This is a genomic window from Kitasatospora sp. NPDC043950 (assembly GCF_056435345.1).
This window is the reverse complement of the sequence record NZ_JBWKER010000006.1, coordinates 117094-130629: the sequence shown is the minus strand read 5'-3', so window position 1 is coordinate 130629 and position 13536 is coordinate 117094. Positions and strand designations below refer to the sequence as shown.

Here is a 13536-nt window from a genome sequence, read left to right as displayed (position 1 = left end):
CGGAAAAGCGTTCCGGGGCCGCCCGGGCGGCGTGAGATCCTGGAAGGCGACCCCCGGCCAGGAGCCGGGGGTCGCCCCCAAGCCGCCGAGCCGGAAGAACACCGTGACCGTCACCGACCACAGCCAGCAGCTCATCACCGTCGCCGCGCAGGCGGCGGCCGACAAGCTCGCGCACAACATCATCGCCTTCGACGTCAGCGAGGTGCTGTCGATCACCGACGCCTTCCTGATCGCCTCCGCCAACAACGACCGCCAGGTCCGGTCGATCGCCGAGGAGATCGAGGACCAGCTGCGCGAGCAGCTGGACATCAAGCCGGTGCGCCGCGAGGGCGAGCGCGACGGCCGCTGGATCCTGCTCGACTACCTGGACATCGTCGTGCACGTCCAGCACTCCGAGGAGCGCTCCTTCTACTCGCTGGACCGCCTCTGGAAGGACTGCCCCGAGCTGCCGCTGCCCGAGGACGCCCTGGCCACGCGCAACCGGCCCGACGCCCACACCGACGAGGCCGGCAACGTCGTCGCCCCGGCCGACGACTTCGGCAAGCCCGAGGACCTGCACTGAGCCGGGACGGGCGGGGGCCGCGCGTCGTCTTCTGGCGCCACGGCCAGACCTCGTGGAACCTGGAGTCCCGCTTCCAGGGCACCACGGACATCGAACTGACCGGTCAGGGCGTCCTCCAGGCCCAGCGGGCGGCCCGGCTGCTCTCCGGCCTGCGCCCCGACCTGCTGATCTCCTCCGACCTCACCCGGGCCAAGCGCACGGCCGAGGAACTGGCCAAGGTCACCGGCCTCGACGTGCAGCACCACGAGGGCCTGCGGGAGACCTACGCGGGCTCCTGGCAGGGCCTGACCAACGCCGAGATCCGCGACCGCTTCCCGGAGGAGTACGCGGCCTGGGCGGCCGGCGAGCCGGTGCGGCGCGGCGGCGGCGAACTGGCCACCGAGGTCGCCGACCGCTCGGTGCCGGTCGTGCTGGAGGCCGTCGACAAGCTGCCGGAGGACGGGACGCTGGTGGTGGTCAGCCACGGCGGCGCCATCCGCACCATGCTCGGGCGACTGCTGGACCTGGATCCGGTCCAGTGGGAGTGCTTCGGCGGGCTGTCCAACTGCTGCTGGTCGGTGCTCGGGCAGGGGGCGCGCGGCTGGCGCCTGCTGGAGCACAACGCGGGCACGCTCCCGCAGCCGGTCATCGGCGACGACACCTGAGCGACGGGCGCGTCGCGGGGTGGGGTGGGGCGGGGCTGGGTTGCGGGCTCGCCAGGGGCGTGCAGGGGCTTCGCAGGGGGCTTGCAGGGGCTCCGCGGGGGCGGATTTCGCAGTTCCGGGCCTGACCAGCTAGAGTTTTCCTCGTTCGCAGGGAAGGAACGCGGCCCGGAAGGGAAGCGGGAGATCCGACGACTGCGGGGCTATAGCTCAGTTGGTAGAGCGCTTGCATGGCATGCAAGAGGTCTGGGGTTCAATTCCCCATAGCTCCACTCCGCACCAGCGCTCCTGTTCGATCAGGAGCGCCCGTGTCGCGGGGCTGTAGCTCAGTTGGTAGAGCGCTTGCATGGCATGCAAGAGGTCCGGGGTTCAATTCCCCGTAGCTCCACAGCAGTTGAGAGGCCGTCACCCACCGGGTGGCGGCCTCTCGCGTTGCCGGGCCGCCTCCGGGGCGGGGCGCGGGCGGCAGTGCGGGGCTTGGAGTGGGGGCGGCAGTGCGGGGCCCGGGGTGGGGGAGCGCGGGCTCCGGGGAGGGCGAGCGCGGGTCCGAGGGAGTGGGAACGCGGGCCCCCGGGAGCGGATTCGTGGAGCACCCCCGGGACCGTGTAAAGTAGTCGATGTCGCCGAGGGAAACCGGACGGAAACGGTCGAAAGCCCCCGGTGACATCGCAGGTCAAGGGGCTGTAGCTCAGTTGGTAGAGCGCTTGCATGGCATGCAAGAGGTCCGGGGTTCAATTCCCCGTAGCTCCACAGCAGTCGAGGGGCGCCCCCCGAAACGGGAGGCGGCCCTTCGGCGTTCTGCGCATGCCACCGGCGGAACGGCGGGAAAGACCGCTACCGTCGTTCCATGGCCGATCTGGAGAGAAGGCGGAACGAGGAACTGGCCCGGATACTGCACCAGCTCGGCTGGAGTCCGGAACGGCTCGCCCGCGAGGTGAGCCTCGCCCTGCCGCCAGGCCTGGCCATCAGCTCCACCGCCCCCTACAAGTGGCGCGACCGCGGCATGGTGCCTCGCAGCCCGCACGACCAGACCGTCTGCGAAGTGCTCAGCCGCACCCTCGGCATCGCCGTCACCTACGAACAGCTCTGGGGCCGGATGGGCGGCCACCGCGGCGCCAAGATCCTCTCGCCCCGGCTGCTCACCGACCCGTGGACCGCCGACACCGCCCAGACCGCGCTGCGCGAGGCCGCCACCGACGCCGGGCCCGTCCGCCTCACCGACCTCTTCCGCGGCGCCGACCTCGACCAGGCCGCCGAACGGCTCGCCTCCCCGCCCCCGCCCGTCGGGGGCGGCGAAGGGGCGCTGCGCATCGACCCCGGCCTCGTCGGCGACCTCGGCCTGTCCTACCGCAGCAAGCAGCGGCTCGAACGCTCCTGCGGCGGCGGACTCGTCCTCGGCCCCACCCGGGCCGAACTCGCCATGCTGGCCAAGCTGCTGGAACTCGGCGCCTACGACGAACGGGTCGGCCGCGAGCTGTACGGCACGGCCAGCCGGCTCGCCCGGCTGGCCGGCTGGGCCGCGTACGACCTCGGCCACGACGCGGCCGCCCAGCGCGCCTTCGTCGCCGCCCTGCGGGCCGCCCACGTCAGCGGCGACGCCCGGCTCGGCGTCGCCGTGCTCGGCGGCCTGGTGGTGCTCGCCACCCAGGGCGCCGGCGGACGCGGCCTGGACGCCGTCGCCGCGCTCAACACGGCCCTGGCCCGGCACGGCTCCGTACTGAGCCCCGCCGGCCGGGCCCGGCAACTCGGCCGGATCGCCCGCGCGCACGGCCGCCGGGGCGAGGCCGAGCAGGCCGAGGCCGCCGCCGCCCGGGCCTTCGCCGAACTCGACGGCGTGCCCGGCACGGAGGCGGCCCGCGCCGAACTCGCCGGGATGGTGGGGGAGGGGCGGCTGGCACTCGGCCAGCACCGGATGGCCAAGGCGCTGCTCGCCGAGGCCGTCGCCGGGCTGGGGGCCGGCCGCGGGCGGTCCAAGGCGCTGCTGATGGTCCGCCTCGCCGAGACCCACCGGCGCCTCGGCGACCAGCGGGAGGCCGCCCGCACCGCGTCGCTCGCCCGGGCGCTCGCGGCGGGCATGCAGTCCGAGCGGCTGGCGCGGGCGCTGCGCGACTTCGACGCGGCGACGCGGGCGGCGGCGTCGGCGGGGCGGTGAGGCCCGTGCGGGGGCGGGCCCGGGGCCGTCGGGCCCCGGCGGATACCCGGGAGCGCGCTGATCTGCTTGCGGTACCCTGAGCCCATGCGAACCGTGCGCCTGCTCCTTAGCCGGCCGCGCTGACCAGGACCGGTTACGCCCTCGGGCGGTGCCGGAGTCGGCGTGGCGTCCCCTCCTGCGAGGGGATTTTTTGTTTTCCGCCCCCGTTCACGGGCCGGCCGTGTGCGCGGTTCGCCAACTGACATCGATGGAGCTTGAAGGACCATGAGCGAGACGACCCCTGCGTCCGGCACGGCCGAGACCGCGACCGAGCCGTTCCGGTACAGCGCCGCGCTGGCGGCGGAGATCGAGTCCCGCTGGCAGGACCTCTGGGAGAAGGAGGGCACCTTCAACGCCCCCAACCCCGCCGGTGCGCTGGCCGACCCGGAGGCCGGTGACGTCGCCGCGAAGCCGCACAGCTTCATCATGGACATGTTCCCGTACCCCTCGGGCGCGGGCCTGCACGTCGGCCACCCGCTGGGCTACATCGCCACCGACGTCTACGCCCGCTACCAGCGGATGACCGGCCACAATGTGCTGCACACGCTGGGCTACGACGCGTTCGGCCTGCCCGCCGAGCAGTACGCGGTGCAGACCGGCACCCACCCGCGGGTCTCCACCGAGGCCAACATCGCCAACATGCGCCAGCAGCTGCGCCGGCTGGGCCTGGGCCACGACCCGCGCCGCTCGATCTCCACGATCGACCCGGAGTACTACCGCTGGACCCAGTGGATCTTCCTGCAGATCTTCAACTCCTGGTACGACGAGCAGGCCGGCGGGGCCCGGCCGATCGCCGAGCTGATCGCCCGGTTCGAGTCCGGCGCGAAGCCGACCCCGGACGGGCGCCCGTGGGCCGACCTGTCCGCCGCCGAGCGCGACGAACTGCTGGGCGAGTACCGGCTGGCGTACTCCAAGGAGGTGCCGGTCAACTGGTGCCCCGGCCTGGGCACCGTCCTGGCCAACGAGGAGGTCACCGCGGACGGCCGCTCCGAGCGCGGCAACTTCCCGGTGTTCAAGTCCAACCTGCGCCAGTGGATGATGCGCATCACCGCGTACTCCGACCGCCTGATCTCCGACCTGGACCTGCTGGACTGGCCCGAGGCCATCAAGCTGCAGCAGCGCAACTGGATCGGTCGCTCCGAGGGCGCCCGGGTCGACTTCGCCGTCGGCTCCGATGAGAAGATCACCGTCTTCACCACCCGGCCCGACACCCTGTTCGGCGCCACCTACATGGTGCTGGCCCCCGAGCACGGCCTGGTCGACTCGATCGTCCCGGCCGCCTGGCCCGTGGACGTGCCCGCCGAGTGGACCGGCGGCGCCGCCACCCCCGCCGAGGCCGTCGCCGCCTACCGGGCCACCGCCGCCGCCAAGTCGGACGTCGAGCGGCAGGTCGAGGCCAAGGTCAAGACCGGCGTCTTCACCGGCGCCTACGCCGTGAACCCGGTCAGCGGCGCGTCCGTCCCGGTGTTCATCGCCGACTACGTGCTGATGGGCTACGGCACCGGCGCCATCATGGCCGTCCCCGCCCACGACCACCGCGACTTCGCCTTCGCCCGCGCCTTCGCGCTGCCGATGCGCTGCGTCGTCCAGCCCACCGACGGGCGCGGCGAGGACCCGGCCGCCTGGGACGACGCCTTCGACACCTACGACTCCGTCATCGTCAACTCCTCCCGGGACGGGCTGACGCTGGACGGGCTGAGCGTCGTCGACGCCAAGGCCGCCGTCACCGCCTGGCTGGCCGAGCGCGGCATCGGCGAGGGCACCGTCAACTACCGCCTGCGGGACTGGCTGTTCAGCCGCCAGCGGTACTGGGGCGAGCCCTTCCCGATCGTCTACGACGAGGACGGCGTCATGCACGCCCTGCCCGAGTCGATGCTGCCGGTCGAGGTCCCCGAGGTCGAGGACTACTCGCCGCACACCTACGACCCGTACGACGCCACCTCCTCGCCGAAGACCCCGCTGTCGCGCAACGAGGCCTGGGTCAACGTCGAACTGGACCTGGGCGACGGCGTCCGCACGTACCGGCGCGAGACCAACACCATGCCCAACTGGGCGGGTTCGTGCTGGTACGAGCTGCGCTACGTCGACCCGTCGAACTCCTCGGCGGTCGTCGACCCGGCCAACGAGAAGTACTGGCTGGGCCCCACGGCCACCAAGCCGGCCGGCGGCGCCGACCTGTACGTCGGCGGTGCCGAGCACGCCGTGCTGCACCTGCTGTACGCGCGCTTCTGGCACAAGGTGCTGCACGACCTGGGCCACGTCTCGTCCGTCGAGCCGTTCCACAAGCTGTTCAACCAGGGCATGATCACCGCCGACGTCTACCGCGACGAGCGCGGCTTCCCGGTGCCCGCCGCCGAGGTCGAGGAGCGCGACGGCCAGTACTTCTGGCAGGGCGAGGCCGTCAAGCGCGAGGCCGGCAAGATGGGCAAGTCCCTGAAGAACGCCGTCGCGCCCGACGACATCGCCGACGAGTACGGCGCCGACACGCTGCGCCTGTACGAGATGTCCATGGGCCCGCTGGACGTCTCCCGCCCCTGGGACACCCGCGCCGTCGTCGGCTCGTACCGCTTCCTGCAGCGGCTGTGGCGCAACGTCGTCTCGGAGGCCACCGGTGACCTGGTCGTCACCGAGGAGGAGCCGGACGAGGCGACGCTGCGTGCCCTGCACAAGGCGATCGACGGCATCCGCGGCGACATGGCCGGGCTGCGGTTCAACACGGCCGTCGCCAAGGCGATCGAGCTGAACAACTACCTGGTCAAGCGCGGCTCCACGCCGCGCGCCGTGGCCGAGCAGCTGGTCCTGGTCGTCGCACCGCTGGCCCCGCACATCGCCGAGGAGCTGTGGCGCCGGCTGGGCCACGGCGAGTCGCTGGCGCACGCCGACTACCCGGTCGCCGACCCGGCGTACGTGGTGGACGAGACGGTGACCTGCGTGGTGCAGCTCAAGGGCAAGGTGAAGGCCCGGCTGGAGGTCGCGCCGACGATCTCGGACGCCGAGCTGGAGGCGCTGGCGCTGGCCGACCCGGCCGTCGTCGCGGCGATCGGCGAGGCGCCGGTGCGCAAGGTGATCGCGCGGGCGCCGAAGCTGGTGAACATCGTTACCGGCTGAGGCTGAGAGGCCGAGGCTCAGGTCGGTCGACTGGTAGTCGGTCGGCTGAGGCTGCTGGGGCGGGTGTCCTTCGGGACGCCCGCCCTTGCTCGTGCCCGGAGCCCCGGGAGGACCCGCGAACCCTCGGGGAGATCCCCGATCTGTCCCTGATCTCCGCCGCCCGGGCCCGTTCCGTCCGCTCCGGGCCCGATCCGGCGGCTACCGTGGAACCCTCGGCAGTACGGCCCGCGTTGGGTCCGGTGGGGGCCGAAACGGTGGCGGAAGGTGGCTCGCGATGGACGCGTTCGGCGTGATGATCGGCCTGGTCCTGCTCTTCGGGATCGCGGCGTTCGTCCTGGCCGTGGTCGGCACGGTCAAGGCGGCGAAGGCCGTAGCCACGAAGATCGGGCGGCACGAGGCCAATGCCCGGCGCGCCGTGGAGAACGCGACCCTCAAGGCGAAGACCTTCACCAAGGTCGGACCGCCCGGCCAGATCGCCGCCGTCCGGCTCGGCCTGCGCACCTCGCTCGACGGCACCCGGCAGGTGCTGGAGAGCGGCCTCCCCCAGGACGGCCAGCTCGGCGAGTCCCTCGCCCTGCTCGGCAGGCTCGACACGCACGCCGCCGAACTCGACGGCGAACTGCGGATGCTGGAGCGGGAGCCGGACACCGCGCGGATCGCGGCCAAGCTGCCGGAGCTGCGCGAGCGCGCCGAACGGATCACCCACTCCGCGGAGACCATGCGCTGGGCCGCGCAGGACCGGATGCACCGGTTCGCGGACGACGAGCTGAGCCGGCTCAGCCAGGAGTGCGAGAGCGAGGCGGGGGCGCTGCGGCACTGGGACACCTCGGGGGAGTCGTCGTCCGCGTCCTCCTCCGGTGGCTCCGCTGCCGGCGCCGGTTCCGCAGGCTCTGCTGCCGCCGCTGGCTCCGCTGCTGGCGCTGGTTCCGCTGCTGCCACTGGTTCCGCTGGCTCCTCTGGCTCCGCGTCCGCGTCTGCGGGTACGCGTTCAGGGGCGGCCTCCGGCGGTGCTGCGCGGGCCGGGCTGACGGACGGGAAGGGGCGCCCGAGCGCGGAGGAACTGCTCGGGCTCGCCGACCCGCTGGCCAAACTGGCCCAGCGGCTGCGGAAGCCGTCGGCGGGGCCCACGGCGGGCTGAGCACCCCGCGTCGGGTGCTGCGGCCGTGTTTCGGCGGGTGCCGCGTGCTTGTCCCGGCGGCGCCCTCGGGGCCCTTCGGGGTTCGCACCCGGGCGCTGTCCTCCCGGACGAACGGGGAGTAATCTCCGCCTCATGCCCTCTGACCTCGCACTTGTCACCGACTCCACGGCCTACCTGCCGCAGGAGACCCTCGACCGGTACGGGATCACGGTGGTCCCGCTGAGCGTCGCGGTCGGTGACGCGGTCCTGTGCGAAGGCGTTGAGATCTCCCCCAAGGACGTCGCCGAGGCGCTGCGCGACAAGCAGCGGGTGACGACCTCCCGACCGAACCCCGAGGCCTTCGCCGCCGCCTATCGGGCCGCCGCCGAGGCCGGGGCGAAGGGCATCGTCTCGGTGCACATCTCCGGCGAGCTGTCCGGCACGGTGGAGGCCGCCCGGCTGGCGGCCGCCGAGGCGCCGGTACCCGTGCGGGTGGTGGACAGCCGGCTGGTCGGCATGGCCCTCGGATACGCGGTGCTGGCGGCGGCCGAGGCGATCGCGGACGGGCGGGACCTGGCGGAGGCGGCCGAGGCCGCCACCCGGCGGGCGGCCGTGACCAGCGGGTTCTTCTACGTCGACACCCTGGAGCACCTGCGCAGGGGCGGCCGGATCGGGGCGGCGCGGGCGCTGCTCGGGTCGGCGCTGGCGGTCAAGCCGCTGCTGCACCTGGACGGGGGGCGGATCGAACCGCTGGAGAAGGTGCGCACCGCGTCGCGGGCGATCGCGCGCTTGGAGGAGATCGCGGTCGAGCGGTCGGGGGGCGGGGAGGTCGACATCACCGTGCACCACCTGGCGGCGGAGGAACGGGCGGAGCCGCTCGCGGAGCGGCTGCGGGCCCGGGTGCCGGGGCTGCGGGAGCTGTACGTGGGCGAGGTGGGGGCGGTGATCGGCGCGCACGTCGGGCCGGGGCTGCTCGCGGTGGTCGTCGCGCCGCGCTGAGCGGGCCGGTCGCGCCGCGTCGCGGGCTCTGGTCAACTTTTCGCGGCACCGATCACTCGTGTGAGTGATCTGTTTTGTCCACAACCCCCGAGTTATCCACAGGGGTTCGGTAATTTCTGCGCACTCTGCCGAGGACTCCTACCGTCCTCGGCATGACGACCATGGGCCTGGGCGCGGCGAAGCGCCACGAGATCAACGAGACCGTCCGGCTGCGGATGGCGGCGCTGCTGCCGACCGGCGGCAGCAGCGCCGTGGGCGGTGGGGCAGGGGTCGGGGTCGGGGTCGGGGCTGGCGGGCCGGTGGGCTTCGGTGCCGCGGTGGGCGCGCTCGCGTCGACCGGGCAGCCTTCGGGCGCGGTTCCGTCCGGGGCGGGGGAACGGCCTCCGCCGGCGGGGCCTGCGCCGCCTGTGCCACCTGTGCCGTTGGATTCGGTCAGGGCGGGCGGTGACGTGGATCCGCCGGAGCCGGAGGCCGGGTCGGGTCTTCGATTCGGCTCGGCGATGGCACTCGACCGGCGGGCGGTGGCCGGGTTGGCCGTCCTGCTGCTGTTCGCGGTCGGCTACGCCGTGCAGCACTTCTGGCTGGCCAGACCGCAGGCGGTGGCCGTGCCGGCGTTGGCCTCCGCCCCGGTCTCACCGGATTCACCGGATTCACCGGGGGCGACATCCGCGTCCGTGCCGGCTCCGGCCTCGGGCCCGGGCCCGGACTCGGTCTCGGCGGCCGATCCCGTCGGCGCCGGGGGCGGGGCGGTCGTCGTGGTCGACATCGGCGGGCGGGTGCACCTCGCAGGCCTGCACACCCTGCCCGGCGGCTCGCGGGTGGCCGACGCCCTGCGGGCGGCGGGCGGTCCGCTGCCGGAGACGGACACCCGGAGCCTCAACCTGGCCCGGGTACTGACGGATGGTGAACAGATCCTGGTCGGCGAGCCGGCTCAGGCCTCCGCCCCGGGCGCCGGAGCCGGCAACGGACCGCCGGCGGCCGGCACGTCCAGACCGCCCGTCAGCCTCAACCGCGCAGGCCTCGAACAGCTCGACGCCCTCCCCGGCGTCGGCCCGACCCTCGCCCAGCGCATCCTCGCCTACCGCACATCGCACGGCTCGTTCCGCACGCTCGACCAGCTCCGGCAGGTCAGCGGCATCGGGGCGCGCACGTTCGCGGAACTCCGTCCGCTGCTGACCCTCTGACCTCCCCGTCCGTCCCCTTGCCCGCCTGTTCTCCCGTCCGTCTGTCGTCGTCCGTCCGTCGTCGTCCGTCGTCCTTCGTCCGTCGCCGCCACCCGCCGAAGGGAGGTACCGCCGTGCCTGCCACCACCGAACCGAACCTGCCGAACCGCTCCACCGGTGCCGACTTCCGGCTGCTGCTTCCCGCCGTCTCGGCCTGGGTGGTGACGGCCGCGCTCCTCGGCCTGGAGCCGGGGTACGACGTCCTCGCCTTCGGCCTGGCGGGTGCCGCCGCGCCGGCGGCCGTCCTGCTGCTCGTCAGGCCCGCGCTCCTGCGCCGACGCGCAGCGGCGGTGACCTTGGCCGCCGTCCTGCTCACCGGAGCCGCCGCGGCGGTGGCCACCCCTCTGCACACCGCCGATCTGCACCGGGGGCCGCTGCCGGAGCTCGTCCGAGCGGCCGAGCACGCCCCGCCGCGGTCCCAGGGCGAGCCCGTTCGGATGGTGGAGGTGGAGCTGACCGTCGCCGGGGACCCGAAGGCCCACGCGGCCCGGGGCGGGACCACCGGCGGGCAGACCCTCCTCACCGTCGACGCGGTGGCCGACCGGGTCACGCTCCTGCCGGACGGGCGGAGCACCCGGACGCGGACCCCGGTGACCGTCATGGTCCGGGGCGCGGAATCCGGGCCCTGGCAGGGGCTGCTCCCGTCGGAGCGGCTGGCGGTGGAGGCCGAGGTGCGGCCCGCGGGAGACGGCTACGACACCTCGTGCGCGGCGCTGCTGGTCGTCCACGGCCCTCCCCGGCACCTCGCGCCGCCGAGCCTGCCGCAGCGGATCGCCGGGCGGCTGCGTGCCGGTCTGCGCACGGCCAGCGACGGGCTCCCGCCGGACGCGCGCGGACTGCTCCCGGGCCTGGTCGTGGGCGACACCTCGCGACTGCCCGATGACCTTGAGGACGCCTTCCGGGCCACCGACCTGGTGCACCTGGTGGCGGTGAGCGGGGCCAACCTGGCGATCGTCCTCGGCGCGCTGCTGGGCGCCCCGGGGCAGGCCGGCACCCCGGAACGGCGCGGGCTGGCCGCGTTGCTGGGGCTCTCGCTGCGCACCAGCGCGCTGCTCGGGACGGCGCTGACGCTGGCCTTCGTCGCCGTCTGCCGGCCGGAGCCCAGCGTGCTGCGCGCGGCCGGGACGGGGCTGATCGGCATGCTCGCGCTGGCCACCGGCCGGCCCCGGCAGGCGGTGCCCGCGCTCGCCGGGGCGGTCCTGGTGCTCGTCCTGCTCGACCCGTTCCTGGCGCGTTCCTTCGGATTCCTGCTCTCGGTGCTCGCCACGGCCGGGCTGCTCGTCCTCGGGCCGCACTGGGCCGAGGCGCTGCGGTCCCGGCGCTGGCCGCACCACCTGGCGGGTGCCCTGGCGGCGACGGCCGCCGCCCAGGCCCTGTGCGCGCCGGTGACGGTGGTGCTGTCCGGGCACGTCAGCCTGGTCGCGATCCCGTGCAACCTGCTGGCCGAACTGGCGGTGGCCCCGGCGACCTTGCTCGGCTTCGGGGTGCTCGTGCTGCAGCCGCTCCTCCCGGACCTGGCCCGGCTGCTCGCGGGGCCGGCCGGCGTGCCGGTCGGCTGGCTCGCCCTGGTGGCGCGGCGCGGTGCCGAACTTCCGGGCAGCCAACTTTCCTGGCCGGGCGGGTGGTTCGGGACGGCGACGGTCGCGCTGGCCACCCTGGCGGTCTGCTGGGTGATGCCGCTCCTGCTGCCACGGCGGGCGCCGTCCGGCAAGCCCGTCCGCGCCCGGCGGCGGTGGGTGCGGGCGCTGGTGGCGGGGGTCCTGCTCGTGGTCCTGCTGGCCGTGCTGCTGCGGCCACCGCAGCTCACCCGGATCGCGACCGGCTGGCCGCCGCCGGGGTGGCGGATGGTGATGTGCGACGTGGGCCAAGGGGACATGCTGGTGCTCGCGGCCGGTGCACAGGACAGTGCGGTGGTGGTCGATGCGGGGCCGGATCCGAACGCCGCCGACAGGTGCCTGCGGGATCTGGGTGTCACGGAAGTGCCGTTGTTGGTGGTGACGCACTTCCACGCCGATCACGTCGAGGGTGTGCCGGGGGTGTTCCGGGGCCGCCGGGTCGGAGCGATCGAGGGCACGACCCTGGACGATCCACCGGGTGAGGCGGCCCGGGTGGCGGGCTGGGCGGCTGGTGCCGGAGTCCCGCTGCTGCGCGCGGGGCGCGGTGAACGGCGTTCGGTGGGGCCGGGGCTGTCCTGGGAGGTGGTCTGGCCCGACGCCGGGGCGGCTGCCGAGGCACCGGGGGCGAACAATGCGAGCGTCGCGCTGGTGGTGTCGGTGGCGGGCGGACTGCGGATGGCGTTGCTCGGGGACCTCGAACCGCCCGCCCAGTCGGCGCTGCTGGGCCGGTTGGGGCGGGTGGACGTCCTGAAGGTGGCGCACCACGGATCCGCGCATCAGGACTGGGCCTTGACCGGTGCGTTGCGTCCCCGGCTGGCATTGATCTCGTGCGGCGAGGGAAACGCGTACGGGCATCCGTCCGTGCGGACGGTGGACCGGCTGCGCGCGCTGGGCGCGAGCGTGCTGCGCACCGATCGGGTGGGCGACATCGCGGTGACGGGCGGCTCGCCGGCCGTCCTCGGGGTGTCCGTGCACCCGCAGACGGCGCACGAGGCGCGCAAGCCCCGCTCGCGCGCTGCGGACGGAGCGCCCGACTCCCGTACCGGGCAGGGCTCGCACACCCCGCGAGCCCCGCCCGGCTGACCCCGCCCTCCTCTCCTCCCAGCCATCAGGTGGGGGAAGGGAAAGGGGTGGGGGTGGGGAGGAGGGAGGGGGGCGGGGCGGGGCCCGGAGAACGATCGCGGCGCGCTCCGGGCCCTGCCCGGAGCGCGCCGAAGTACGGGCACCTACGGTGGTGCGTCGCGCTCGACCGTCGAGCGTGAGCTGTTGGCAGGGCCAGCCGGGTCAGCAGGAGATGTTGCCGCCGCCGACGTCGGTGCCGAGGATGCCGACGAAGTTCTGGAAGAGGTTGATGCGGTCGTTGCGCTCGTCCGGGTTCTGGCCGTTGCATTCCAGGGCGCCGTTGATGCTGCGGATGGTCTCGCCGAAGCCCCTGCCGTTGACGATGGCGTCGTGCGGGGTCATCGTCCCGGCGCCGTTCTGGGTGTCCCAGAACCAGAGGCCGGTCTTCCAGGAGACGGCGGGGTCCTGCTCCACCTGGTAGGGGTTGTCCAGCAGGTCGATGTTCAGGGCGTCGCCCGCCGCCTTGTAGTTGAAGTTCCAGCTGATCTGGAGCGGGCCGCGCCCGTAGTAGGCGCTCTGGCCGGCCGGACAGCCGTAGGGCTGCGAGGCGTCGCAGTAGTGGCTGTAGTTGGCGGTGTTCTGCTCGACGACGTACCGCAGGCCGCCGGTCTCGTGGCTGACGTTGGCGAGGAAGGCGGCCGCCTCCCGCCTGCGCGTCGCGTCGTCCCCGGTGGTGGCGAACCCGGGGTAGGCGCTCAGCGCATTGACCAGGCCGTCGTACGTGTAGAAGGAGTTCCGGTTCGGGAACATCTGGTTGAACTGGGCCTCGCTGACCACGAACCCGTCGGCGGAGGCGGGCGTCGCCGGAACGGCGACCGCCAGCCCGCTCGCGACTGCGGCGGCGCTCAGCACGGCCAGAACGCGGGACCGGGTCCGGGACAGGGCGCGGGATACGGACATCTGCACTCCTTCGGTGGCGTGGACCGAGCCGCTGAGCCCCTGCGGGCAGCCGGCTCG

At 73.9% G+C, this 13536-nt stretch carries 9 protein-coding genes and 3 tRNA genes; 11 read left to right on the top strand and 1 reads right to left on the bottom strand.

All coding sequences use genetic code 11. The annotated features are described in order from the left end of the window. Positions 1-103 precede the first annotated feature (103 nt). From rsfS to AC07BF_RS06280, 11 genes are all read left to right on the top strand, one after another. Positions 104-562: a ribosome silencing factor gene (gene rsfS, locus AC07BF_RS06330; protein ID WP_063347541.1), complete on the top strand. Its 459-nt coding sequence runs from the start codon at positions 104-106 to the stop codon at positions 560-562. Continuing rightward, positions 559-1206 carry a histidine phosphatase family protein gene (locus AC07BF_RS06325; protein ID WP_478333039.1) on the top strand — a complete coding sequence of 216 codons (648 nt, stop codon included), beginning with the start codon at positions 559-561 and terminating at the stop codon, positions 1204-1206. The genes rsfS and AC07BF_RS06325 overlap by 4 nt, the downstream gene beginning before the upstream one ends. Before the next feature lie 196 nt (positions 1207-1402). Continuing rightward, positions 1403-1475 (top strand) — tRNA-Ala (locus tag AC07BF_RS06320). A 43-nt stretch (positions 1476-1518) separates the two neighbouring features. Further along, positions 1519-1591: transfer RNA gene (locus AC07BF_RS06315), tRNA-Ala, on the top strand. A 289-nt stretch (positions 1592-1880) separates the two neighbouring features. Further along, positions 1881-1953 (top strand) — tRNA-Ala (locus AC07BF_RS06310). A gap of 97 nt (positions 1954-2050) precedes the next feature. Then, positions 2051-3355: an NsdA family TPR-like regulatory protein gene (locus AC07BF_RS06305; protein ID WP_350878238.1), complete on the top strand. Its 1305-nt coding sequence runs from the start codon at positions 2051-2053 to the stop codon at positions 3353-3355. Between the two features lie 264 nt (positions 3356-3619). After that, the gene (leuS, locus tag AC07BF_RS06300) at positions 3620-6502 is read left to right on the top strand and encodes a leucine--tRNA ligase (RefSeq protein WP_363629200.1); all 2883 of its coding nucleotides are present in this window, start codon (positions 3620-3622) and stop codon (positions 6500-6502) included. Positions 6503-6776: 274 nt separating this feature from the next. Next, positions 6777-7640, top strand: a complete 864-nt coding sequence (locus tag AC07BF_RS06295; protein ID WP_363629201.1) for a hypothetical protein — start codon at positions 6777-6779, stop codon at positions 7638-7640. Between the two features lie 132 nt (positions 7641-7772). Continuing rightward, entirely contained in the window at positions 7773-8618 is an 846-nt protein-coding gene (locus AC07BF_RS06290; protein ID WP_363586403.1) for a DegV family protein, read from the top strand. Between the two features lie 152 nt (positions 8619-8770). Then, a complete protein-coding gene (locus tag AC07BF_RS06285; protein WP_478333033.1) occupies positions 8771-9802 on the top strand; it encodes a ComEA family DNA-binding protein in 1032 nt (343 codons plus the stop codon). A gap of 113 nt (positions 9803-9915) precedes the next feature. Continuing rightward, positions 9916-12540, top strand: a complete 2625-nt coding sequence (locus AC07BF_RS06280) for a ComEC/Rec2 family competence protein (protein WP_363586401.1) — start codon at positions 9916-9918, stop codon at positions 12538-12540. A 201-nt stretch (positions 12541-12741) separates the two neighbouring features. Here AC07BF_RS06280 and AC07BF_RS06275 read toward each other — a convergent pair whose 3' ends face one another. Further along, positions 12742-13479 (bottom strand): chitinase, encoded by a 738-nt coding sequence (locus tag AC07BF_RS06275; protein ID WP_363588276.1) that lies wholly within the window; start codon positions 13477-13479, stop codon positions 12742-12744. Between the last annotated feature and the right edge of the window lie 57 nt (positions 13480-13536).

Excerpts from the sequence above, each read along its gene's own strand:
- AC07BF_RS06305 (WP_350878238.1), top strand. The coding sequence starts at position 2,051 with ATGGCCGATCTGGAGAGAAGGCGGAACGAGGAACTGGCCCGGATACTG.
- leuS (WP_363629200.1), top strand. The coding sequence starts at position 3,620 with ATGAGCGAGACGACCCCTGCGTCCGGCACGGCCGAGACCGCGACCGAG.
- AC07BF_RS06295 (WP_363629201.1), top strand. The coding sequence starts at position 6,777 with ATGGACGCGTTCGGCGTGATGATCGGCCTGGTCCTGCTCTTCGGGATC.
- AC07BF_RS06290 (WP_363586403.1), top strand. The coding sequence starts at position 7,773 with ATGCCCTCTGACCTCGCACTTGTCACCGACTCCACGGCCTACCTGCCG.
- AC07BF_RS06285 (WP_478333033.1), top strand. The coding sequence starts at position 8,771 with ATGACGACCATGGGCCTGGGCGCGGCGAAGCGCCACGAGATCAACGAG.
- AC07BF_RS06275 (WP_363588276.1), bottom strand. The coding sequence starts at position 13,479 with ATGTCCGTATCCCGCGCCCTGTCCCGGACCCGGTCCCGCGTTCTGGCC.